We start from the raw sequence: 21,962 nt of genomic DNA, 5'->3' as shown, positions 1-21,962 counted from the left end.
CGGGATTGCCACGATGCCCTTGCCGACCACCTCCCCCGTCGCCTCCCCCTTCGGCGCCGAACTGCCTGCCGACGCGCTGGAGGAGTGGCGCCGCATCGTCGGGCCGGAGCATGTCCGGACCGGGGACGCCGAACGCCTGGACTGGGGCCGCCGCACCTTCGCGCCGGATGTCCGGGTTTCGGCCGTCGTCAGTCCGGGCGACGCCGACCAGACGGCCGCCTGCCTGGCGGTCGCGACCCGTCACCGCCTGCCGGTCCATCCGGTCAGCCGCGGCGCCAACTGGGGCATGGGATCGCGGGCGCCGACTAGGGACGGGGCCGTCGTCCTCGATCTCCGCCGGCTCGACCGCATCTCCGGCTTCGATGGGCGGCGCGGGCTGGTGCGGGTCGAAGCCGGGGTCACGTTCAAGGCCTTGGCGGACTTCCTGGCAGAAAGGACCGACCGCTTCTTCGTGCCGGTCATCGGCGGGCCGGCAGAGGCCAGCGCGCTCGCCAACGCCCTCGACCGCGGCGACGGCAGCATGGGCGAGCGTTGGACGTCGCTGTGCGAGCTGGACGTCGCCCTGCCGGATGGACGACGGCTGCAGACCGGCTGCGGGCCGCTGGGCGCGGAGCGGACGGTCGGGCTCGACCCGGCGCCGGCCGGGCCGCTGATCGACGGGCTGTTCAGCCAGTCGAACCTGGGGGTGGTGACCGGCGCCGTCATCCGGCTGGAGCCCATGCCCAGCGACCTCGCCATCCTGTCGGTGGACATCGGCGGCCTCGATGCCCTGCCCGCCTTCATGGAGGTATGGCGCGATTGCCAATGCGAACAATCCCTGCCCGACCGGTCGCTGACCCTGTGGAACGGCATCAAGTGGCTGGCACTGGACGAGGTGCGCATGGCGATACCGGCCGACCGGCTGGCATCGGCGGCGCTGGACGAATGGCATGCCTCCGCCATGATCCGCGCGGAGGCGCCGGAGATACTGGAGGCCCGCGCCGACCGCCTGTCCCGACGGTTCGCCGCGGTGTCCCGCGCGGTGGAGGTGGATGTCGCAAGGCGCGACGGCTCCTGGGTCGAAGGCTTCGAGGATTGGCTGGGTGTGCCGGATGGGCGCAACCTGCGCACGGTCTACTGGCGCCAGGAGCGGCATCCCGATCTCACCACCGCCGATCCCGACCGCGACGGCTGCGGGCTGATCTGGCTCTGCCTCGCCTTTCCCTTCGAATTCCGGGCGCTGGCCGATTACCTGACCTGGGCGCGCGACCGGCTGGAACAGGCTGGAATCGACCTGAATGTCGGACTCGAGTCCAACGGCTTCCGTTGCCTGCTGAGCTATTTCACGCTGGGGTTCGACCGGGCGCTGCCGGGAGCGGACGAGGCGGCCCTGTCCGCTTACCGGGACCTGATCGGAGCAGCGCTGGAGCGCGGATTCGTGCCCTATCGTCTGGCGAACGGCCTGCCGGTGCCCGAGACGCTGCGCCAGGCGCCCGCGGCTGCGTTGCTGGCGGAACTGCGTGCGGTGGGCGACCCGGCCGGTGTCCTGTCGCCCGGTCGCAACGGTATCGGCTGACGCGTGAATCCGGACTTTCAGCAGAGCCGTCGCGTCCGTGCAACACGCTGCCGATCAGTCAGGAAGCCGGACCTGTCAGGGATCGCGCCACCTTGCGGCGAGGTTCCATGCCCTCATGCAGCACGCGCAGGATGATCGTGCCGACCGTCCCTCCCGGCAACAGGCCGGTCGTGTAGTAGAGGCAGTGCGCGGCGGCACCGCGCCTGCCCGCCGCAAGCTCCAAATGGAACAGGCGAACGTCGGGCCCCAGTTCCGGACGCGGCAGCATTCCCGGCCGGTCGGGATCCTCTGCAACCATGTGGATCGCCTTGTCGATCAGCATTGCATAGGTGCGCAGCTGGGCGGTTCCAAACCGTGTCCGTGTCGTGCGCAGGATGTCCAGGATGTCACGCTCGGCCGGGCCGGTGAGCAGGTGACTCATTCCCGGGCAACCTGCTCGGCAATGTCCAGGGCCGACCGTGAGGAGAAGTCGCCTTGCGCCGCCGCAGACAAGCCGGCAGCGACTTCACGCCGCAGGATGGCGATCTTTTCCTGCTCCTGCGCACGGTCCCGCTGCAGGAGGCGCAATGCCTCCCGCACCACCTCGCTCGACGACGCGTAGCCGCCCGTCGCCACTTCATGCTCGACGAAGTCGACCATTTCCGACGGAAGACTGACATTCATCGTCGCCATGGAAGGCTCCTGAGTCCGATCAGGCGACAGACATAGGGGCAATGGCAAAATTTGTCAATTCGCCGGCTTGGCGAACCCTCCCTTCCGGGGCACCCGTCATGACGCCCCATCCCTCTCATCGGTTGGTGCCTCCGGGGTGCCGATCCGGTCGGCCGATCCCGGTCGGCCCAGCCCGGCCAGCAGATGCTCGATGAAGCTGCGCACCTTCGGCGAGACATGACGGGTCGCCGGATAGACGGCATGGATGGCCTCGTCCGTCACCTCCAGCGCGGACAGGACCGGGACGAGGCGCCCGGCGCGGATATCGTCCTCGACGATGAAGTCGGCCAGCCGCGCCAGCCCCAGCCCGCCAACTGCGGCATGGCGCAGCAGCCACAGGCTGTCGGCCTGGAAGCCGCCGGTCGGTCGCAGGATCTCGCGCCGGTCGCCGACCATGAATTCCCACTCAGACCGGCCGGAGCCCGACAGCAGCGTCAGGCAATCATGGCGGGCGAGATCGGCCGGCGACTGTGGCACGCCGCGCCGTTCCAGATAGTCCGGACTGGCCACCACATGGCGGCGCAACGGCCGCAGCCGCCGTGCGATCAGGCTGGAATCGGCCAACCGCCCGGCCCGGATCGCCAGATCGAACCCCTCGTCGATCAGCCGTTGCACACGATCATTCAGGCTCGCCTCCAGCGAAACGCCGGGGTAACGGCGCAGATAGGAGGGCAGCAGCGGTGCCACCAGCATCTGCCCGAACATCACCGGCATCGTGATGCGCAAGGTGCCGCGCGGCTCCTCGCCCATCTCGGAGAGCGACTGTTCCGCTTCGTCCAGCGCAGCCAGGATGGCGCGGGCCCGCAAACAGAAGGTCGCCCCGGCGTCGGTCAGCGCGATCCGCCGGGTCGTGCGCGCCAGCAACCGGGTGTTCAGCCGGTTCTCCATCTGGGCGATGCGCCGGCTGACCGCCGATGCGGACAGGCCGAGCCGCTCCGCCGCCGCCGAAAGGCTGCCGCTGTCCACCACCTCCACCAGCACCGTCAGATCGTCGAGCCGATCCATCTCTTCCCCCGATCCCCCGCCCCGGTTACCGCCCGCCAGGCGCCGGGCGCATTCGTGCATTTTGCGCAAAGATATTGTGCGTGTCCCCCTATGTTTCGCAAATCCGGCTTTTGACAGGATCGGATACAGGAACACGCCGACAGGGAAACGCCCGATGCGACTTCAACGCCAACTCCGCAGCATCCGGGCGCAGGCAGGCAAGACCATGTCGCCGGAGGTGATGGCGATGCTCGACCGGGTGATCGCCGATCTGAAGGCGCGCGGAGTCGAGTTCGGAGCGATGCGCCCGGGACTCCAGGCTCCCGACTTCGCCCTGCCGAACCATCTCGGCCGCACCGTGTCGCTTTACGAGACGCTCGAACGGGGACCGGTGGTGCTGCTGTTCTACCGCGGCGAATGGTGTCCCTATTGTTGCGCCCAGCTCAGGGCCATGCAGCTGGCGCTGCCGCAACTGACCGCCGGGGGCGCCCGGCTGGTCGCGGTGTCGCCGGAACTGCCCGACCACAGCCTGACCCTGGCCGAACGCAACGCGCTGGATTTCGACATCCTGTCCGATGGGGGAGCGATGGTGGCGCGCAGCTACGGCCTCGTCTACCGCGTGCCGGACGATCTGCGCGATCTCTACCGCGACCGCGGCCTCGACCTCAACGCCCGCCAGGGCCGCCCGCCAGGAGAGCCCTGGCATCTGCCGATCCCGGCGACCTATCTGCTGTCGCCAAGCGGCGTCGTGCGCTTTGCCGCCGTCGACGCCGACTTCACCCAACGCCCGGAGCCGCAGGCCCTCATCGACCTGCTGCACGACCGCGTACCGGCATCCTGACCGAAGCCGGCCATCCCGCAACAGAGGAACACGACCATGACCGCCACCAAGACCGTCGCCAAGAGCCTGACCCTGCTCCCCGTCGCCGGCGCGCTGGCCGGCGCCCTGACCCTGATGGCCGGCCCGGCCGCCGCGCAGTCCAACATGGAGAAGTGCTATGGCATCTCCAAGCCGGGCGAGAATGGCTGCGCCCATGCCAAGGGCCTGCATTCCTGCGCCGGCAACACCAACCTGACCTATGACGGCGGCGACTGGAAGCTGGTGAAGGCCGGCACCTGCGAGACGGAGATGGGATCGCTGAAGCCGTTCGAAGGCGCCAACCCGAAGAAGAAGGGCTGAGGCGATGGCCGCGACGTCCTCCTCCGCCTTTGCCCCGACGGTGCCGACCGCCGCGGGCATCGGCCTGCGCGAGCCGCATCGGGAGGCGTTCGTCGCGGCCGGCTGCCCGGTCCCCTGGGTCGAAATCCATCCGGAAAACTATCTGGTTCCGGGCGGTCCGCGTCTGACCGGCATCCTGCGGGTCCGCCGCGACTTGCCCGTAAGCTGCCACGGCGTCGGCCTGTCGCTGGGAAGCGCCGGGGGACTCGACCCCGACCATCTGATGCGGCTGCGCGCGCTCTACGACAGGCTGGAACCGGGGCTGATCTCCGAACACCTGTCCTGGAGCGTCACCGACGCCACCTACCTCAACGACCTGCTGCCCCTGCCCTACACCGAGAACAGCCTCGACCGGGTCCGCCGCAACATCGACCATGCCCAGGACGTCTTCGGCCGGCGCATCCTGGTCGAGAACCCGGCGGCCTGCATCGCCTTCGCCGAAAGCGTCATTCCAGAAGCGGAGTTCCTGGCGGAGTTGGTGGCCCGCACCGGCTGCGGCCTGCTGCTGGACGTCAACAACCTCTACGTCTCCTCGGTCAATCTCGGCTTCGACCGGACGGCGTGGCTCGCTGCCATCCCGGCGGACGCCGTCGGCGAATTGCATCTCGCGGGACACGCCCGCATGACGGTCGGCGGCGAGGAGCTGCTGATCGACGATCATGGCAGCGCGGTCGGCGACGCCGTGATGGCGCTCTATGCCGATGTGCTGGACCGCGTCGGGCCGCGGCCGGTGCTGATCGAATGGGACAACGACCTGCCGCCGCTCGACCTCCTCCTGGCCGAGGCGGGGAGAGCGCAGCGGCTGCTCGATGCCCGGATGCGACAATTCGAAATGCCGGCCAAGAACCCGGAGGTCCACTGTGCCGGCTGACGCGAAACTTGCGACGCTTCAGCGCGACTTCGCCGCCTTCCTGCTGCGCGGCGATCCCGCGGTCGCCGGGGCCTTGCGCGCGGATTTGCCGGCCGGACGGCTGGCGGTCTACCGCAACACGGTGATGGGGTCGCTGGCCGCCGTTCTCGGCCATGCCCATCCCACGCTGCACCGGATCATGGACGTGCGGCTGGGCGAGCAGCGCTTCACCACGCTCGCCTGCCGCTTCGCCTCGGAGGCCCCGCCCACCCTTCCGATGCTATGGAGCTACGGCGCCGGCTTCGCCGACTGGCTGGCCGACCTTGAACCACCCGACAATGTTCCACCCTGGGCGCCCGACCTCGCCCGGCTCGACTGGGCGATGCACGAGGCGCTGTTCGCCGCCGACGCCGAGCCGCTCGACCTCGCCCGGCTCGCCGCCATCCCGCCGGAGCAGGCGGGTTCCCTGCGGCTGGCTCCCCACCCGTCGCTGCGGCTGGTGCGGTCGGGTTGGAACATCCACGCGCTGTGGAAGGATGACGCCACGATGCCGGCGCCGCAGCCGGAAACGGTCCTGGTCGGCCGCGTTCCGGGAGACGGAAGCGACTGCACCGCAGGAGGCGAGGTGCGCTGCACCCGGCTGACTGCGGCCGATGGCGCGCTCGCCGCCGGGCTGCTGGCCGGTGCCACCCTGGACGAAGCCGCCGCGGATGAGGCGACGGCCGGAGCCGACCTCCAATCCCTGCTGGCGCTGCTGTTGCAGAACCGGCTGCTGGCCGGTTTCGCACTGGACCGGCCCCTCTCCTTCACCGGACGCGAAGGGATCGACCCATGACGTCATCGAACGCAAGCTCTTTGGCTCAGCTTTGGGCGCTCCCCGCCCGGCTTGCCCGGCTGTCGGACATTCGCGACCATGTCGCCGGATGGCTCGACCGCCATGCGGCGCCTCTGTTCGACCTCGCCGTCCGGCTGACGATGGCGCCGATCTTCTTCCGCTCCGGCCTGCAGAAGATCGGCGACTGGCCGGCAACCCTCTTCCTGTTCCAGGAGGAATACCGGGTGCCGCTGTTGCCTCCGGAGGTCGCCGCCCTGCTGGCGACGGCCACCGAACTGACCATGCCGGTCCTGCTGGTGCTGGGGCTGGCGACGCGGCTGGCCGCGGTGCCACTGCTGGCGATGGCGCTGGTGATCCAGTTCGTGCTCGGCACCGCGAACCCGGCCTTCAGCAATCCGCAACACTATTTCTGGATGCTGCTGCTCGCCGGCCTGATCGTTCGCGGCGGCGGACGGCTGTCGGTCGACCATTTGCTTCTTCGCTTCAGCCGCCGCCGGATGGGAGACCGCCAATGACCGCGACGCAGAACAGTTTCCCGAATGGTCTTCAAGTCTCCGCACACCGGCAGATCGCCCGGCTCGGCTGGCTGCTGTCGTCCGGGCTGGTCGCCGTGCTTCTGCTGGTGCTGGCGGTCAGCGTCGTCACCGTGCAGGGTATCCGGCAGGTGGACGAGCGCTGGAACGCCTACGACCTGGGGGCCGCGGCCAAGGCAGACGCCCTGTCCGACCTGCGCGGGGCGCTGGGGTTCGGCGGGGTGATCCACCGGTTCGGCGACTATCTGCTGACCGGCGATCCGGCCCGCGCCGCCGACATGCGGCAGAGCCTGAAATCCGCCGCCGCCAATCTGGAGGTCTATCGCTATGCCGGCGAGTTGAGCCCGGCCGAGGGCACGGCGATCGACACCATCGCCGCCGCACTGGCGCAGATGGAAAGCAAGCTGACCGAGGCGGAAGCCGCGGTGGCGGCGCGCACCCCGCTCGACCGGCTGGCCCGCACCGCCGCACTCGACACCGCGCCGGCGGTGGCGGCCATGCGGACGCTGAACGGCGAACTGACGCGGGCGCGTGCCGCCCTCGGCGAAGCCAACCGCCAGAGCATCGCCACGCTGAACGGCACGGTGCTGACCGGCGGCGGCGTCGCGCTGGTGCTGTTGGTCGCCATCGCCGGACTGTTCCTGTGGTTCACCCATCACCGCATCGTCCATCCGCTGGCCCGACTCGCCGCCTATATGCAGCGTCTGGCCGGCGGCGATCTTGACAGCGCCGTTCCGCTGGCCGGCCGCCGCGACGAGATCGGCGCCATGGCCGGCACCGTCGGCGTGTTCCGCGACGGGCTCGTCCGGCTGCGCGCCGCGGGGGACCGCGAACGCGCCGATGCGGAACAGGCGCGCCGGCGCCAGGAGACGCTGGAACGCGACCTCCGCTCCTTCGAGGCGGAGATCGGTGCGCTGGCCGCCGCATTGGCCGGACGGGCCGGCGCGCTTCACCGCACGGGGCAGGATTTGGCCTCCTCCTCCTCCCGGACGATCGGCAGCACGCAGGAGGTCTCCGCCGCCGCCGCCCGCACCGCCGGAACAGTCCAGGCGGTCGCCGCCGCCACCGAGGAGCTGTCGGCATCCATCGCCGGGATCGGCCAGCGGGTGCGCGGCTCGGTCGCCATGACCACGGCGGCGGTCGAACAGGCCGACCGCTCCTCCGCCACCGTTGCCAGCCNACGGGCGGCTCACCGGGTTCGAGGCGCTGGTGCGTTGGCGCCACCCCGACCTCGGTCTGGTCAGCCCGGCCCAGTTCATCCCGATCGCCGAGGAGACCGGCCAGATTCTGCCGCTCGGCCGCCGTGGTGGCCCAGGAGGTGAAGAACCTCGCCAACCAGACCGCCCGGGCGACGGAGGACATAACCCAGCAGATCGCGACGATCCGCAACGCCACCGACGGTGCGGTCGGCGCCATCCAGGGCATCGGCGGGAGCCTGGAGCAGGTCTGCCGCATGGCGCAGGAGATCGCCGACGCCGTCACCCAGCAGGACGAGGCGACACGCGAGATCGCCCGCAACATCCAGGAGACCGCCGGAGCGGCCGGAGCGGTCAGCGCTGCGATTTCCGAGGTCGCACAGGCCGCCGAACAGGCTGGAACGGTTGCGGAAAGCATGTTTTCGTCCGCACAATCGCTCGGCAGCGAGACCAGGCGTCTGGAGGGTGCGGCACACAGCTTCTCCCAGGCGCTGCGCGCGTGATCTCCATAGGCTGCGGGGAAGAGGGAAGGCCGGCGTGACCGACATTGTCAGTGAAGAATCCGGAGCCATGCCCGGCAAGACCGGCCAGCGGGCCATCCCCGGAACGGGCCGCCGGACCCTGACCATCGCGCGCTCGGCGCTGCTGCTGGCGGCGGCCCTGGTGGTCTGTCTTGGCGCGATGATGGCGGTCGGGCTGCAACTGATGCGCGGCATGGATGCGGTTGCCGACGGCTGGCGCGACTACGATCTGCAGGCTGCCACCAAGTCCGACGCGCTGTCGGAGGTGCGCGGGCATCTCGGCCTCGGCGGCGTCATCGACCATTTCCGGGAGGGCAATAGGACAAGTGCCGGCGATCATGCGGCGCTGGACCGATCCCTGGCCCTGGCGCGGGCCAATCTGGCGATCTACCGCGACATGGTCACCCCCAGCGAGGACGAGGCGCGGGCCATCGCCGCCATCGCCGCCTTTCTCGACGCCATCCAGGTGCAGATGGAGGATCCGGCCGCAGCCATCCCCGATGAGGCGTTCGACGCCTGCCGCCGAGATGCGGTGAAGGGGCTGGCGGCGCTGAACAGCCATCTCAGCGCGCAGCGGGCCCGCCTGACCGCCGCCACCCTGAACGACATCGAGGACCTGCAAAGGCTGATGGCGGTCGGCGGCGGTATCATCGCCGTGCTGGTCCTGGGGCTGGCCGGCGCGGCGGTGTGGTTCACCCGCAGCCGCATCGTCGGTCCGCTCGGCCGGTTGGTGGAGGACGCCCGCCGGCTGGCCCGCCGTGACCTCGACCGCCCCTTCCAGAGTTCGGATTGGGGCCGGGGCAAGCGGCTGGGATCGGACGCCCGACATGGCGGCTTCCGGCACGACGAGCTGGGGCTTCTCGGCCGCAGCCTGGAGGACAGCCGGATCGCCCTGCGCGACCTGTTCGCTGCGATCGAGGAGAAGAGCCGCCGGCTGGGCGAGAGCGAGCGCCGCTATGCCATGGCCGCCGCCGCCGCCAATGACGGGCTGTGGGACTGGGATCTGGAGAGCGGCGACCTTTACCTGTCGCCCCGCCTGCGCCAGATGCTCCACCTGCCTGCCGATGGTGGGGAACCCGGCATCGCCGCACTGTTGGCCCATGTCCATCCCGACGACCGGCATGCCGTGCTCGCCGCGATCCGGCAGGGGGAACAGGGGGCGGATGGCGCCAGCTTCGACGTGGAGTTCCGCGTCCTCCCCCCGGACGGGGCACGGAAGGACGGGGAGAAGGACGCCATCGGCTGGCTTCATCTGCACGGGATCGTCGCTGCAGGTCCGGACGGCCGGGTGGCGCGGCTCGCCGGCTCCGCCGCCGATGTCAGCGAGCGCAAATCCTACGAAGCCCGGCTGGTCCATCAGGCCACCCACGATTTCCTGACCGGGCTGCCCAACCGCGCCTATCTGATCCGCTGGCTGGGTGAGCGGCAGGCGGTGCAGGGCACCGGACGGCGCGATCTGGCGCTGCTGTTTCTCGACCTCGACGGCTTCAAGGTCGTCAATGACAGCCTGGGCCATGCGGTCGGCGACCGCGTCCTGATAGCAACGGCGGAGCGGATCGCCGGCCTGCTGGAACCGGGAGAGTTCGTCGTCCGGCTGGGCGGTGACGAGTTCGTCATCGCGGTTCCCACCGGACAGGAGTCGGCGATCGCCCGCGCCCAGGCGCTGGAGACCGTCTTCCAGCGCCCGCTCTGTGCCGGCGGCATGGAGTTGCGGGTCGGACTCAGCATCGGACTGGCGGTCGACGATGGAACCAGTGACGATCCGGACAGCCTGCTGCGCGACGCCGATATCGCGCTCTACCGCGCCAAGGAACATGGCAAGGGACGCACCGTGCTGTTCGACGCCTCCCTGCGCGAAGCGATCCTGATCCGCAGCCGCCTGCAACGCGATCTGACCCCGTCTCTGGAGGCCGGCGACATCTTCCTGGTCTATCAGCCGATCGTGTCGCTCCCCGACGGGCGGCTCACCGGGTTCGAGGCGCTGGTGCGTTGGCGCCACCCCGACCTCGGTCTGGTCAGCCCGGCCCAGTTCATCCCGATCGCCGAGGAGACCGGCCAGATTCTGCCGCTCGGCCGCCATGTGCTGGAACGGGCGGTGGAACAGCTCGGGCGCTGGCGCCGCATGGCCGGGGGCGCTGCCCTGACCGTCAACGTCAACCTGTCGGCCCGCCAGATGTGGGACGAACGTTATGTCGACGACATGCTGGACTATCTGGCCGACGGCCGCGCCGACGGGCTGAAGATCGAAGTGACGGAAAGCATGACCGTCGCCGACCACGATCAGGCCCGCACCATCCTGGAACGCTTCCATGCGCTGGGCGTGGCGCTGTGCATGGATGATTTCGGCACCGGCTATTCCTCGCTGTCCCATCTCGGCAGCCTGCCGTTCGACGTGATGAAGATCGACAAGAGCTTCGTCAGCGCGCTCGGCAGCGACCCCAGGCAGGAATCGCTTCTGCGCGGCATCGTCGAACTGGCCCACCGCATCGGGCTCAAGGTGGTCGCCGAAGGGGTCGAGACCGAGGAGGAGCGGGCGGTCCTGACCGGGATCGGCTGCGACTACGCCCAAGGCTACCTGTTCGCCCGCCCCTTGTCCGTGGCCGATGCCGAAGCGCTGCTGTCGACTGCGGCTTGACCACCGGCCGGTCAGCAGACGGGTCCGCCGGGACAGCGCCGCGCCTCGACGATCGGATGGAGCAGCCCCAGCCCGGCGGGCAGCAGCGTCCGGAACTCCTCCGGCCGGACCTGATCCTGGCCGAAGCCATGGTCATAGGTCCAGGCGTCTGCCGACTTCGCATGCATCGCTGACGCCTTCCTTCCCGATGGGGGCCGAACCGGCCCGGAAGACCTGCGGCGCCGGGGAGAGCGCACGACGGCACGGCCATCGAGAACTCTCTCAGTTCAGCGCCTTGGCGGCACCGTACAGCTTGTCCTGCGACTGCTTCTTGAAGCCCTTGGGCGGGGTCCCGAACTGCTTGCGGAAAGCAGCCGCGAAATGGCCGAGGTTGGTGTAGCCGACCTGGTTGGCGACCTCGGTGACCGATACCGCCCCCTCCAGCAGTGCGCTGCGCGCCGCGATCATCCGCCGCTCCTTGAGGTAGCCGAAGGGGGTGGTGTCGAACAGCGCCTTGAAGCCCTTCTTCAGCTTGCAGTCGTTGATCCCGACGCGGTGCGCCAGCTCGAGGATCGAGGGCGGGTCGACAAGATTCTCCTCCAGGATGTCGCGGGCCTTCTTCAGCCGGGCGATGTCCGCCGCGGACAGCCCGCAGGGGCAGCTCCCCAGGCAGAACTGTTCGAGACCGAGGGCGATCAGTTCGTAGGTCTTGCTGGTCAGGAAGATCGATTGCAGGTCCGCGCTCAGCCGGACGCTGGCAATCTGGTGCAGGACCGACTGGATCGCGGCTGACAGCCGGATCTCGTCCTGGAAGCAGTCGGGCCGGTCGGATTCCGCGTCCCGGCGCAGCGCTTCGGGAAGCCGACTGTTCAGGGTGCGGCACAGGAAATCGAAGGGCAGACTGACGGCCACCAGCGAGAGGTCGGCCGCCTTGTGCAGCATCAGAGCGCCCTGGAAGGTCCGGTGATAGACCAGCCGGCCGGCGCCGGCCTCGCAGCAGGCGAACGCCTCCATGCCGTCCGCGATCAGGGTCGCCCGTCCGGATTGGGAGAACAGCATCAGGACGCCATCCTCCATCGCCGGCAGGAAGACCCGGCAATCGCGCTCGATGGTCCCCGTCAGAGTCAACAGACCGATGCTGCCGTCGACCCGCAGATGTTTCACCCGATAGGCGCTGCCGCAGGACAACGTCGTCAGCGTACCGAGGTCGGCGGACCCGTCCACCGTCTGCCCTTCATGCTCGTGCTTCATGGATAAACCACTCCCGTATGGTCATGCCGTCACCGCAGTCGACACGGTCCCGCGTGGATCGCGGGATTTTTATTTTAAAATCCTGAGTTACGTCTTGGCATTATCTGAACCCTTACTTCGATGCGCGGCTCACCGCATCCTGCCTCCCGTCTCGGGCAGCAATCCGCCCGCATCGACCGGATGTACCGCCCCCGTTTCCCCACCGGCCTCGCGATAGAGGCGGAAGGCCAGTCCCCAGGCGACGAAGGCGACCAGAGCCGCGCACAGGATCATCGCCGGATAGCCGGCCGCCCCGGCGATCTGCAGCGCCATGGCACCCGACAGGAAGCCCATGAAGCTGTAGAGGCTGTACTGCGCGGTGAAGTCGGTGCCCTCCGTTCCCTTCCCGGCGCGGTCCATCATGATGGTGACCAGGATCGTGGTGAGCGGGTTGTGGATGAGGAAGACCAGCGCCAACGACGGCATCACCACCATCTCGCTGCTGGCGCCTCCCGCCAGCGGCAGCACCGACAGGATGATCAGCGCCTGCGCCAGCGCCGCGGCGACCAGCACGCGCCGCCGCCCGAAGCGCTGGAGCAGCCAGCCCGCCGCGAAGACCGCCACGAGGCCGACGAGCGACCCGACGATGTTGAGCGCGAAGCCGACCCGTTCGAGCGACCAGCCGACATCGACCAGCATCGGCGTCAGCACGCCGAAGGTCATGCCGATCCCGACCGGCATCGTCACCATCACCAGCACCCATCCGGCGGTTCCCGGCTGGCGCCAGAAGCTCCAGAGCCGGGCGTATCCCGGACGCGGCGCTCCCACGGGCTTGTCCGCCGGCGGTTCGCGGAACAGCAGGATCTGCACGAGGCTCAGCGCCAGAATCCCGGCCATCAGCGCCATGCAGCCGCTCCAGCCCAGCGTCGGGTAAAGCGCCAGCAGCGCCCCGCCGCCGAACAGGATGCCGATCAGGCCGCCGGCGACCTGGACGCTGTTGCCCAGACCGCGCTGCTCCGCCGGCAGAAGCCGGCAGGTCAGCGCGTCGGTGGCGATGTCCTGCGTCGCCGAGAAGACCGTCAGCACCAGGCTCAGCCCCACCAGCAGCGGGAACTGCGCGATCCCATCGGTCTGCCCGATCAGCAACAGCATCAGGATCATCGCCCCCTGCGTCAGGATCAGCCAGCCCCGGTGGTGCCCCAGCCGGCCGAAGCCGACGCGGTCCACCAGCGGCGCCCACAGGATTTTCAGGACCCAGACGAAACCCAGCAGATAGAGGACGCCGAGCTGCTCCAGCGCCATTCCCTCCTTCCGCAGGATCGCCGGGAGCCCCATGAAGAAGAAGGCGACGGGCAGGAACTGCGTCACGTAGAGGCTGGCGATCAGCCCCCAATGCGACCGCTTCATGGCATGCTCTCCGCGTTCGATCCGGTTTGGATGGTCAGGTCGTTCAGAAGGTCGTGCTCAGGCCGAGCCCGACCGTGCGGCCGCGCGAGGGAACCACCGAGTTCACGCCGGGCGCGATGTTGGAGCCCTGCTGGTCCACCGTCTCCTTCAACACATTCTCGCCGAAGGCGTAGACCGTGACGTTGCGGACGGTGACGCCGAGCCGGGCGTCGAGGATGTTCTGGGCGTCGAGCTTGAAGTTGTTGGCGGTGTCGGCCTCGCGCTTGCCGACGAAACGGTAGGCGACCGACGCGGTCAGCTCGGAATCGCTGCCCAGCCCCAGCCCATCGGCCGGCGTGCGGTAATTCAACCCGACGCCGCCGTCGAAGGTCGGGACGTTCGGAACCCTGTTGCCGACATGGCTCGACATCGACGCCGGGGCGCCGGTGATCTCCGCCCGGGTCAAAGCCGCCCGCGCCGTCACCGAGAAGCCGTGGCCGAGATCGCTGCGGAGTTCCGCCTCCGCCCCGTAGGATTTCAGATCGAAGCTCTCGATCGGGAAGGTGCCGGTGACGGGGTTGTAGACGAAGATCGCTTCGCCCGTCACGTCGTTGCGGAAGCCGGCCAGCGTCAGGGTGGTCGCGGAACCGATATCCGCCTTCATGCCCACCTCGTAGGCCCAGATCCCGGTCTTGCCGTAGCCGTTCTCGGGGTTGCCGGTGGTGGCGTTGTTGGTGAAGCGCGGGTAGCCGCCGGCCTTGGCGCCGCGGGTGACGCTGGCATAGACAAGGCTGTGCTCGGTCGGCTTGTAGCTCAACGAGGCGCGGCCGGACAACATGTCGAAGTCGCGGCTGCTGTCCTGGGCATAGGCGGAAACGGTGCCCAGCGCCCCGGTGCCGGCGTAGCGGTGGTTGATCGACTTGACGTCGTGGGTGTAGCGCAGGCCGCCGCCAACCTCGAAACGCTCGGCGAAGGGATAGGCGACATCACCGTAGATCGCCGAGGAGGTCGAGGTCAGGTTGACGTGGCGCTTGCCGCCGATGGTCGGGAAGAAGTTGGACGTGCCTTCGGAGTCCTCGTTGTAATCGTTGTAGGAGAAGACCCCGCCGACCACCCAGTTCAGCGGCGCACCCTTCAGCGAGTGGGCCCGCAGCTCCTGATAGAACTGGTTCTCCTTGCCGTCGGATTTGGCGATCTCCCGGTCATAGGCGAAGAAACCGACCGGCAGTCCGAAGGCGGCGTTGAACAGGTAGCCGTCGGTGTTGTCGGCCGTGCTGCTGAATTTGTAATAGGTGAAGTTGGTGGTTGACTTGATGGCGAAACTGTCGAGCTCGTGCGAGACGTTCAGCGTCGCATAGGCCATGTCGCGGCGGAAGGACGGCGCCTCCTGGTACGCATTGCGGCCGGGCAGGCGCAGTGAATAGCCGGTGTCGCGGCGGTCGCGCTCGCCGGCCAGGGTCAGCTGCACCTGGGTGCGGTCGGACGCCTGCCACAGGAAGGAGGATTTGGCGGCGCCGGTGTTGTAGGCGCCGATGCCGGACTGGCCGGGATGATCGTTCTCCAGGTAGTCGTTCTGCCGGTTCAGCCGCACGGCGAAGCGCCCGAACAAGTCCGGGCTGATGGCGCCGCCGACCAGAAACTCGCCCTTCTTGTAGCCGTCGGTGCCGATCTCGACCGTCACACGGCGCTCGGTTTCCGGGCCAGGGACGACGCTGGTCAGATTGATCGAGCCGGCCGTCGAGTTGCGGCCGAACAGCGTGCCCTGCGGGCCGCGCAGCAGTTCCACCTGTCCGATGTCGAGAAGCTGGCTCGATGCGGCGAAGGCCGGCAGCGGCGCGCCATCGATCAAGGTCGGGGCGGTGCTGTTGTCGGGCGACAGCAGGGTCGACAAGGTGCCGACACCGCGGATGATCGGCTGGGCCGTGCGGGGATCGTCGCCGTAGTTCGGCTGCTGCCAGCCGACGACCTGACGCGCCAGATCCTCGACTTTGCCGACATGCTGCTCCTTCAGGGCTTCCTCGCCGACCACGGTGAGGCTGACGGGCACGTCGATGGCCTGCTCCGCGCGGCGGCGGGCGCCGACGGTGATGGCCTCCAGCATGATCGGAGCTTCCTGGGCCTGCGTCTCGGCAAGCTGGGGGGCGCGCTGTGCGGCCTCGCCGGCCTTCGCCTCCTGCGCGGCGGCCGCACCGGCGGCGAGCCAAACCGTCAGGGACACGGCGGCCGCACCGGACAGCAGCATCGACCGGACGGCGGCGGGCTCCTTGGAAGACGCGCCACCGACGGACAGCGGTTCGGCAAACAGATGACTGGGCGACCGCGCGGCCAGTCGCGCCCGGCTTTCAAACGGCATTCAAATCTCCAGGGTCTTAAAATGCGGCGGCGGGCCTGACGGCACGGGCATGCCACGGTCGCGAGCACCGCCGACGATGGGCACCGGGTGGCGGAAACTGCGGGAAAACCATAGTGGATCCGCAGACGGCGCCGCCACAGGCCGGGCTTATGCCCGAGGCCAGAATGCTTATGCGGGAGGACAGAGCTGCTGGCCGCAGCCACGGCCGGGCGAGCGCCCGAAATGCTTCTGGAAGGCGGTCGAGAAGTTGCTGGCGTGGCGGTAGCCGGTGAAATGCGCGGCCTGCGTCACCGTCCAGCCGCCACTCTCCAACCCGGCCCGCGCACGTTCCATCCGAAGATCGTGCAGGAAGGCGAAAACAGTCTGGCCATAGACCGCGCGGAACTTGGTCTTCAGGCCCGACACGCTGACTCCGGCCTCGCGCGCCAGCGCGACGAGGCTGTGGTCGCCCTCCGGCTCGGCCATCAGCCGGTCGCGGACCCGCGCCATCTTCGCTGCGTCGGAGCTAGGTCCGCGCCCGCTCGCCGCCGCGGGAGCCACCGCCGCCGACACTGACCGTGGTGTGTCCAGTTCCAGCTTCTGGATGGCGCGGGCGACGGTCTCCAACACCCGGCTCTCCAGCAGCAGGCAACCGGCCGTCCCGCACAGGGTCGGGTCGAAGAGCTGCCCGCACAGGAAATTGAGCTGCGGGCAGGTTCCTAGCGAAAGCATGCCGCTCTCGCGGGTGCGGGCGTCGACGAATGCAGCCAGCCTCTCGTCGGCGATCAGATCGGAGCGCAACTGGATCAGCACCGACTTGCTGCGCTGTCCCCGGCAATAGCGGCCGGTGGTGCCGACCGTGTCGGAGAAGCTGAACAGCGCTGCCTCTCCCGGCTTCAAGGCGATCCGCGACCGGCCGTTGCCCGGATCGAACTCCGACGACTGCCCCTCCAGGGCCATCACGAAGCTGAGAGAGCGCGGGAAGAGGGCGGAATGCTCGCTGTCGCGCAGCGCGGTGAATTGGGCGGTGCTGAGGTTTATTCCCGATTTCAGAGCCGATGCCCCCAGCATTCCTGCGAACAGCGGCCTCTCTTCCCCGCATGCGGCGGCCGGAGCCGCCTGCAGCAGGGAGTAGCCGCAGAACAACATCGATGCCTTGCGGAAATCCTGGGTGGACACTGCGGCGCGGTGCGCCGATGCCTGAAGGGAAGAGCCGGTCATGCCATCACCCGAATGCCAATCGTCAGGAACGGATTCAGAAAGGCCCGCCCCCGAAGGGTCGGGCATGCTGGCTGACCGCGCCCGGATTGACCGGGACCGAAGGCTCTTGCTCGCACCTGCCGCAATCTTAAGCCGAGTTTCAGCGTCAGGCAAGATACAGGACTAAATAAGTCCTATTTCAGAGTTCCGCTCCGTGTCGATGGTTCGCCCTTCCCCGGCGAAGGGTGACGGCTCATCTCCTCCCCTGACGATCCTCCTCTTCCTGACCGCAGCGCCGCAGCCCCGTCAAGCAGCATGGCGAGCTTGCGGCCCCACCAGCGTTTCGGCGTGCCGCGCACCACCCCCATCATCGCCTGGACCGGACCGGCGATGTCGGGATCCTCGGCCGCGGCGCGCATCCAGGCCTGCTGGACCTTTTCGGCCATGGTCACGCCTTCCGCGGCCGTTCCCTGGGCTCCGCTGCGGCCAAGCGCCTGCCAGCCGGAAAAGGCGTCGGCGGTCATATCGGTCACGCTGTCGAGAACCAGCACCGCATCCTCCAGCGCGAATCCCATCTCCTGCAGCCGCCGCACTGCTTCGGCGAAGGCGCGGATGCCGGAGACCGGCGTGTCGCCCAGCGTGCGATGGACGTCGGCAAGGCCGGGATGGCGCTCGTAGAGATCCCACAGCGATTCGGCCAGCCGTTCCAGGTAGACACGCCAATCGCCGGTGTCGGTCCGCCAGTCGAGTTGCGCGATGGCGAGATCGGCGGCGGCGAGCAGGATGTCGTCACGCCCCTTCGCATGGCGGTAGAGCGAGGAATGGTCCACACCGAGCCGTGCCGCGATGCCCGCCAGCGTCACCTCGGCCAGCCCGATCTCCAGCGCGGCGGCGGCGATGGCCTCGCGCGAGATCCGCGCCGGCCGGCCCGGGCGGGTCTCCGCCGGTTTGTGCCCCGTCATGCCGTTTCTCCCACGCTATCCTCCCTGGCGATCCTCCAGCCGGCAGCGCGCGTCCGGTGGCTCCACAGCTGGGCATAGAGGCCGCCGGCCTCCAGCAGAGAATCGTGGCGGCCGCGCTCGACGATGGCGCCGCGGTCCAGCACCAGGATCTGGTCGGCGGCGCGGATGGTCGACAGCTTGTGCGCCACCACGATCAGCGTCTTGTCGGCGACCAGCCGGGCCAGCGCCGCCTGGATGGCCCGCTCGTTGGTCGGGTCGATGGCGGCGGTGGCCTCGTCGAGCAGCACGATGGGGGCGTCCTTCAGGATGGCGCGGGCAATGGAGACGCGCTGGCGCTCCCCGCCGGACAGGGTGGCCCCGCCTTCGCCGACGCGGGTGGCGTATCCGTCGGGAAGCGCCTGGATGAAGTCGTGGGCCTGGGCGGCGCGAGCCGCCGCCTCCACCGCCGCAAGGTCGGCGCCGGGGCGCCCGAAGGCGATGTTGTCGAAGATCGTCCCGGCGAACAGGGTGACGTCCTGGAAAACCACGGTGATCAGCGCGTTCAGCCGCTCCTCGCTCATCTTGCGCAGGTCGGTGCCGCCGATGGTGATGGCGCCGCCGGCCACATCCCAGAACCGCGGCAGCAGGTTGAGGATCGTGCTCTTGCCCGAGCCGGACGGCCCGACGATGGCCGTCATCGAACGTTCGGGCACCGTGAAGGACACGTCGCGCAGCACCGGCTTGCCCGGCGCGTATCCGAAGCCGACCCGGTCGAAGCGCACGGCGAAGCCGAAGGGTGCATGGGGCGCCGCCAGTACGGGAAGCGGCTGCGCCGACATGATCCGGTCCATCCGGGTCAGCGACGCATCGGCGATGCGGGTCGATTCCATGACCCCGATCAACGCCAGCAGCGGCGCATACATGGAGAACAGCAGCACCAGCGTGGTGATCAGCGTTCCCACCGGCAGCTCCCCGGCGAAATGGCGCTGGCCGGCGACCCAGATGGTCAGCGGCGCACCCAGCATGACGATGACGGCGATGGCGACGACGGGAACGATCAGCGTCACCACCATGCGGACCGAGATGTCGCGCAGGTCCTCAAGCGCGGCGCGGAAGCTCTCCTGCCCGCTGGCGATCCGGTTGAAGGCGCGGATCACGGCGATGCCCTGGACGAACTCGATCATCCGCCCGCCGGCCTCCGCCTGGGCGTCCTGGCGGCGGATGCCGAGCAGCGAAAGCCTGCGGCTCGACCACAGGAAGACCGGCACCGCCGCGGCGACGGAGGAGGCGGTGGCCAGCGCCACCACCCAGTCGCGCAGCAGCAGGACGAGGAAGACCACCAGCGGCAGCCCGAGCGCCTGGGCGATGCGCGGCAAAGCGTCGGCGAAGAAGACCTCGACCATCTGCATGTCGGTGGTGAGCACCGTCACCGTGTCGCCCTTGTGGCGCGCCAGATGGAAGCCCATCGGCAGCCGGCGCAGATGGTCGAGCATCGACAGCCGCAGCTGGCCGGCAAGCTCGTAGCTGGCGATCCACACCTCGCAGGTCGAGAGATAGGCGAAGAGAAGCTGGCCGAGCAGTGAAACCGCCATCAGCCCGGTCGCCTGCCACGCCCATCCGGCCGTCATCGGCCGCCCGTCGGCCAGCCCGGCAACCACCCAGACCACCACCCCGAAGGACAGGCCGAGCGCCATCGACTGCAGGAAACGGAAAACGATTCCACGCGCGACCTTGCCGCGCAACGGGCCGGCGATGCCCCAGACCCGCCGCAGGCTCGCCAGGTCGGAGCGGGGCGCAGCGCCGCAATCGTGGTCATGGTCGTGATCATGGCGATGGGAATGCGCAATGATGGTCATTCGGCGGCATCCACGCAGGCGTTGAGGGCACAGGGGCGTCGGTCGGGGCGCAGGGCCAGTGCCTGCGCCTCGGTGTAGTCGGCCCAGAGACGGGCGTACAGCCCGTTGCGGGCCAGCAACTCCTCCTGCCGGCCGGACTCGACGATGCGGCCGCGGTCGAGCACGAGGATTTGGTCGGCGTCGGCGATGGTGTTCAGCCGGTGGGCGACGACGAGCAGCGTCCTGCCGCGCGCCAGCGCCCCGATGGCCTCCTGGATCGCCGCTTCGCTGTCGGGGTCGGCGAAGGCGGTCGCCTCGTCCAGCACGATCACCGGCGCGTCTTTCAGGATGGCGCGGGCGATGGCGATGCGCTGGCGCTCGCCGCCGGACAGCTGCACGCCGCCCCGCCCGCCCAACCGCGTCGCATAGCCGTCGGGCAGCGCCGCGATGAAGCCGTCGGCGCGGGCGGCGCGGGCGGCGGCGCGCACCTGCTCGTCGGTGGCGCGGGCATCTCCGAACCGGATGTTCTCGGCGATGGTGCCGGAGAACAGCAGGCTGTCCTGGAAGACGAAGGCGATCTCCTCCATCAGCTGGTCGAGGCCGATGTCGCGCACGTCCACCCCGCCCAGCGTGACGCGGCCGGCCCGCACATCGTGGAAACGCGGGACCAGCGCCGCGAGGCTGCTCTTGCCCGAGCCCGACGGGCCGACCAGCGCCGTCACCGTCCCGGTCCGCGCCGTGGCGTCGATGCCGTGCAGCACCTCCGGCCCGTCCTCGTAACCGAAGCGCACGCCCTCGAAGACGATGTCGCGGTTGGGCAGCTCGATGCGCCGCCCGCTGTCGGGCTGCGGCGGGGCCGCCAGCGCGTCGGCCACCGCCATCGACGCGATGGAAACCTGGGCGAGCTGCTGGAACAATCCGAACAGCTTCAGCAGAGGCTGGCTGTAGGTGGCGCCGAGGATGACGAACAGCAACAGCGTCGGCAGATCGATGGCATTGGCCGCCAGCAACCACAGCCCGACCGGCAGGATGACGACGATGTTGGAAAGCACCAGTGCGGAGAAGCCGCTGCCCAGAGGGATGTAGGCGCGCCCCATCGCCGTCTCCACGTTCGTGTAGGCGCGCACCGCGTCGGCGGTCCCGGCGAAGCTCTCGCCGCTGCGGTTGAAGATCTTCACCACCGGCATGCCGGCGAGATACTCGACGATGGCCCCATTCATCCGCTCCCCCGCCCGCTGATAGTCGGCGACGAAGCGGCCGGTCCGCGTCATCGCCCGCGCCATCAGTATGAAAGAGACCGGCGTGAGCAGGACGGAGGCCAGCGCCATCCGCCAGTCCACCGCGAACAGCCAGAGCGAGACCGCCAGCCAGGTCGCGACCGCGCTCGTCCCCTCAGGAATGCCGTGGGCGACGATCAGCTCCAGCTTCTCCGGTTCGTCGATCACCAGAGCCTTGGCGCCGCCGCTCCGCCGCCCGGCGAACCAGCCGAGCGGCAACCGGGCGAGGTGGCGGGCCAGCGCCATGCGCAGATCATGGATGACCTGGAAGGCAACGATGTGCGACTGGGCCAGCGCCGCCGTCAGCGCCGCGTAACCGGCGAGGATCGCCGCCAGCGCCAGCACCGCCTGCTGGGCGAACAGAGCCTGCGTTGCCGTTCCGTCAATCACCGCGACGGTCAGCCGCCATACCACCCAGACCGGCACCAGTTCGCACAGCACCGACAGGGTGGCGAGCAGCACCGCCACGATCAGCCGCAGCCGCACCCCCGCCGCGTGGCGAAGCAGCAGCCGGAAGCTGGCGAGATAATCGGGACGGCGTTCCGCCCCGGCCTGTTTCACCGCAGCGGGACACTCCGCCGCGTCCGACATCCGATCCATCCGTTCATCCGGTTGTGGGGGTTTCAGCATGCGCACCGTCGGTCCGGCTCCCGCCCCAACCGGGCATCCACCATCGTCGGACCTGCGCGAACAAGCCGCCCCGTCATCCACCGTCATGCTCCTGACGGAAGCGGCCATCGGCG

The 21,962-nt window shown here is 69.1% G+C and carries 19 protein-coding genes and 2 pseudogenes; 10 read left to right on the top strand and 11 right to left on the bottom strand.

What is annotated here, in order from left to right:
- Nucleotides 1-13 precede the first annotated feature (13 nt).
- Nucleotides 14-1,555, top strand: a complete 1,542-nt coding sequence (locus A6A40_RS22535; RefSeq protein ID WP_108548132.1) for an FAD-binding oxidoreductase — start codon at nucleotides 14-16, stop codon at nucleotides 1,553-1,555.
- Nucleotides 1,556-1,613: 58 nt separating this feature from the next.
- Here the strand turns inward: A6A40_RS22535 and A6A40_RS22530 are convergent, their stop codons facing one another.
- From A6A40_RS22530 to A6A40_RS22520, 3 genes are all read right to left on the bottom strand, one after another.
- Nucleotides 1,614-1,976: a type II toxin-antitoxin system RelE/ParE family toxin gene (locus tag A6A40_RS22530; RefSeq protein WP_108548131.1), complete on the bottom strand. Its 363-nt coding sequence runs from the start codon at nucleotides 1,974-1,976 to the stop codon at nucleotides 1,614-1,616.
- Entirely contained in the window at nucleotides 1,973-2,227 is a 255-nt protein-coding gene (locus tag A6A40_RS22525; RefSeq protein WP_108548130.1) for a type II toxin-antitoxin system ParD family antitoxin, read from the bottom strand. Before A6A40_RS22525 ends, A6A40_RS22530 begins: the two co-directional genes overlap by 4 nt.
- Nucleotides 2,228-2,323: 96 nt before the next feature.
- Nucleotides 2,324-3,271: a LysR family transcriptional regulator gene (locus tag A6A40_RS22520; protein ID WP_236783970.1), complete on the bottom strand. Its 948-nt coding sequence runs from the start codon at nucleotides 3,269-3,271 to the stop codon at nucleotides 2,324-2,326.
- Nucleotides 3,272-3,425: 154 nt separating this feature from the next.
- Between A6A40_RS22520 and A6A40_RS22515 the strand changes: the two genes are divergently transcribed.
- The 9 genes and pseudogenes from A6A40_RS22515 to A6A40_RS22475 all read left to right on the top strand — a co-directional run bounded on the left by A6A40_RS22515 (nucleotide 3,426) and on the right by A6A40_RS22475 (nucleotide 11,039).
- A complete protein-coding gene (locus A6A40_RS22515; protein ID WP_236783969.1) occupies nucleotides 3,426-4,091 on the top strand; it encodes a peroxiredoxin-like family protein in 666 nt (221 codons plus the stop codon).
- A 36-nt stretch (nucleotides 4,092-4,127) separates the two neighbouring features.
- Complete coding sequence (locus A6A40_RS22510) at nucleotides 4,128-4,430, top strand: BufA1 family periplasmic bufferin-type metallophore (RefSeq protein WP_108548128.1); 303 nt, start codon at nucleotides 4,128-4,130, stop codon at nucleotides 4,428-4,430.
- Between the two features lie 4 nt (nucleotides 4,431-4,434).
- The gene (bufB, locus tag A6A40_RS22505; RefSeq protein WP_108548127.1) at nucleotides 4,435-5,340 is read left to right on the top strand and encodes an MNIO family bufferin maturase; all 906 of its coding nucleotides are present in this window, start codon (nucleotides 4,435-4,437) and stop codon (nucleotides 5,338-5,340) included.
- A complete protein-coding gene (locus tag A6A40_RS22500) occupies nucleotides 5,330-6,154 on the top strand; it encodes an HvfC/BufC N-terminal domain-containing protein (protein WP_108548126.1) in 825 nt (274 codons plus the stop codon). The genes bufB and A6A40_RS22500 overlap by 11 nt, the downstream gene beginning before the upstream one ends.
- A 20-nt stretch (nucleotides 6,155-6,174) precedes the next feature.
- Nucleotides 6,175-6,669 (top strand): DoxX family protein, encoded by a 495-nt coding sequence (locus A6A40_RS22495; RefSeq protein ID WP_236783968.1) that lies wholly within the window; start codon nucleotides 6,175-6,177, stop codon nucleotides 6,667-6,669.
- Nucleotides 6,666-7,866 (top strand): annotated as a pseudogene (locus tag A6A40_RS32330) (HAMP domain-containing protein); the annotation flags it as partial. The gene A6A40_RS22495 and the pseudogene A6A40_RS32330, both read left to right, overlap by 4 nt.
- A gap of 1 nt (nucleotide 7,867) precedes the next feature.
- Nucleotides 7,868-7,986, top strand: a pseudogene (locus tag A6A40_RS32455) (EAL domain-containing protein); the annotation flags it as partial.
- Nucleotides 7,987-8,005: 19 nt separating this feature from the next.
- Nucleotides 8,006-8,386 carry a methyl-accepting chemotaxis protein gene (locus tag A6A40_RS22480; RefSeq protein ID WP_236783967.1) on the top strand — a complete coding sequence of 127 codons (381 nt, stop codon included), beginning with the start codon at nucleotides 8,006-8,008 and terminating at the stop codon, nucleotides 8,384-8,386.
- 67 nt (nucleotides 8,387-8,453) lie between these two features.
- Nucleotides 8,454-11,039: a putative bifunctional diguanylate cyclase/phosphodiesterase gene (locus A6A40_RS22475; protein ID WP_236783966.1), complete on the top strand. Its 2,586-nt coding sequence runs from the start codon at nucleotides 8,454-8,456 to the stop codon at nucleotides 11,037-11,039.
- 11 nt (nucleotides 11,040-11,050) lie between these two features.
- On the opposite strand, the gene A6A40_RS30790 is transcribed toward A6A40_RS22475, so the two are convergent.
- The 8 genes from A6A40_RS30790 to A6A40_RS22440 form a co-directional block, all read right to left on the bottom strand.
- Nucleotides 11,051-11,206 carry a hypothetical protein gene (locus A6A40_RS30790; protein WP_158279344.1) on the bottom strand — a complete coding sequence of 52 codons (156 nt, stop codon included), beginning with the start codon at nucleotides 11,204-11,206 and terminating at the stop codon, nucleotides 11,051-11,053.
- Between the two features lie 94 nt (nucleotides 11,207-11,300).
- The gene (locus A6A40_RS22470; RefSeq protein ID WP_108548123.1) at nucleotides 11,301-12,269 is read right to left on the bottom strand and encodes a helix-turn-helix domain-containing protein; all 969 of its coding nucleotides are present in this window, start codon (nucleotides 12,267-12,269) and stop codon (nucleotides 11,301-11,303) included.
- A 129-nt stretch (nucleotides 12,270-12,398) separates the two neighbouring features.
- On the bottom strand, nucleotides 12,399-13,655 hold the full coding sequence (locus A6A40_RS22465; protein WP_108548122.1) for an MFS transporter: 1,257 nt from the start codon (nucleotides 13,653-13,655) through the stop codon (nucleotides 12,399-12,401).
- Nucleotides 13,656-13,698: 43 nt separating this feature from the next.
- Nucleotides 13,699-15,987: a TonB-dependent receptor gene (locus A6A40_RS22460; RefSeq protein ID WP_108548121.1), complete on the bottom strand. Its 2,289-nt coding sequence runs from the start codon at nucleotides 15,985-15,987 to the stop codon at nucleotides 13,699-13,701.
- A gap of 168 nt (nucleotides 15,988-16,155) precedes the next feature.
- A complete protein-coding gene (locus A6A40_RS22455; RefSeq protein WP_158279343.1) occupies nucleotides 16,156-17,187 on the bottom strand; it encodes a helix-turn-helix transcriptional regulator in 1,032 nt (343 codons plus the stop codon).
- Nucleotides 17,188-17,360: 173 nt separating this feature from the next.
- Nucleotides 17,361-18,128, bottom strand: coding sequence for a TetR/AcrR family transcriptional regulator C-terminal domain-containing protein (locus tag A6A40_RS22450; RefSeq protein ID WP_108548119.1), 768 nt, complete (start codon nucleotides 18,126-18,128; stop codon nucleotides 17,361-17,363).
- Nucleotides 18,125-19,963 (bottom strand): ABC transporter ATP-binding protein, encoded by a 1,839-nt coding sequence (locus tag A6A40_RS22445; protein WP_108548118.1) that lies wholly within the window; start codon nucleotides 19,961-19,963, stop codon nucleotides 18,125-18,127. The genes A6A40_RS22450 and A6A40_RS22445 overlap by 4 nt, the downstream gene beginning before the upstream one ends.
- On the bottom strand, nucleotides 19,960-21,819 hold the full coding sequence (locus A6A40_RS22440; protein WP_236783965.1) for an ABC transporter ATP-binding protein: 1,860 nt from the start codon (nucleotides 21,817-21,819) through the stop codon (nucleotides 19,960-19,962). The genes A6A40_RS22445 and A6A40_RS22440 overlap by 4 nt, the downstream gene beginning before the upstream one ends.
- Nucleotides 21,820-21,962 lie beyond the last annotated feature (143 nt).

The sequence above is a fragment of the Azospirillum humicireducens genome, assembly GCF_001639105.2.
GTDB classification, from domain to species: domain Bacteria; phylum Pseudomonadota; class Alphaproteobacteria; order Azospirillales; family Azospirillaceae; genus Azospirillum; species Azospirillum humicireducens.
Note: the sequence above shows the minus strand (reverse complement) of the source record. Positions and strands in the feature narration are given on the sequence as shown.

Coding starts and splice junctions, on each gene's coding strand:
- A6A40_RS22535 (WP_108548132.1), top strand. CDS start 14: ATGCCCTTGCCGACCACCTCCCCCGTCGCCTCCCCCTTCGGCGCCGAA.
- A6A40_RS22530 (WP_108548131.1), bottom strand. CDS start 1,976: ATGAGTCACCTGCTCACCGGCCCGGCCGAGCGTGACATCCTGGACATC.
- A6A40_RS22525 (WP_108548130.1), bottom strand. CDS start 2,227: ATGGCGACGATGAATGTCAGTCTTCCGTCGGAAATGGTCGACTTCGTC.
- A6A40_RS22520 (WP_236783970.1), bottom strand. CDS start 3,271: ATGGATCGGCTCGACGATCTGACGGTGCTGGTGGAGGTGGTGGACAGC.
- A6A40_RS22515 (WP_236783969.1), top strand. CDS start 3,426: ATGCGACTTCAACGCCAACTCCGCAGCATCCGGGCGCAGGCAGGCAAG.
- A6A40_RS22510 (WP_108548128.1), top strand. CDS start 4,128: ATGACCGCCACCAAGACCGTCGCCAAGAGCCTGACCCTGCTCCCCGTC.
- bufB (WP_108548127.1), top strand. CDS start 4,435: ATGGCCGCGACGTCCTCCTCCGCCTTTGCCCCGACGGTGCCGACCGCC.
- A6A40_RS22475 (WP_236783966.1), top strand. CDS start 8,454: ATGCCCGGCAAGACCGGCCAGCGGGCCATCCCCGGAACGGGCCGCCGG.
- A6A40_RS30790 (WP_158279344.1), bottom strand. CDS start 11,206: ATGCATGCGAAGTCGGCAGACGCCTGGACCTATGACCATGGCTTCGGC.
- A6A40_RS22470 (WP_108548123.1), bottom strand. CDS start 12,269: ATGAAGCACGAGCATGAAGGGCAGACGGTGGACGGGTCCGCCGACCTC.
- A6A40_RS22465 (WP_108548122.1), bottom strand. CDS start 13,655: ATGAAGCGGTCGCATTGGGGGCTGATCGCCAGCCTCTACGTGACGCAG.
- A6A40_RS22460 (WP_108548121.1), bottom strand. CDS start 15,987: ATGCCGTTTGAAAGCCGGGCGCGACTGGCCGCGCGGTCGCCCAGTCAT.
- A6A40_RS22455 (WP_158279343.1), bottom strand. CDS start 17,187: ATGACCGGCTCTTCCCTTCAGGCATCGGCGCACCGCGCCGCAGTGTCC.
- A6A40_RS22450 (WP_108548119.1), bottom strand. CDS start 18,128: ATGACGGGGCACAAACCGGCGGAGACCCGCCCGGGCCGGCCGGCGCGG.
- A6A40_RS22445 (WP_108548118.1), bottom strand. CDS start 19,963: ATGACCATCATTGCGCATTCCCATCGCCATGATCACGACCATGACCAC.
- A6A40_RS22440 (WP_236783965.1), bottom strand. CDS start 21,819: ATGGATCGGATGTCGGACGCGGCGGAGTGTCCCGCTGCGGTGAAACAG.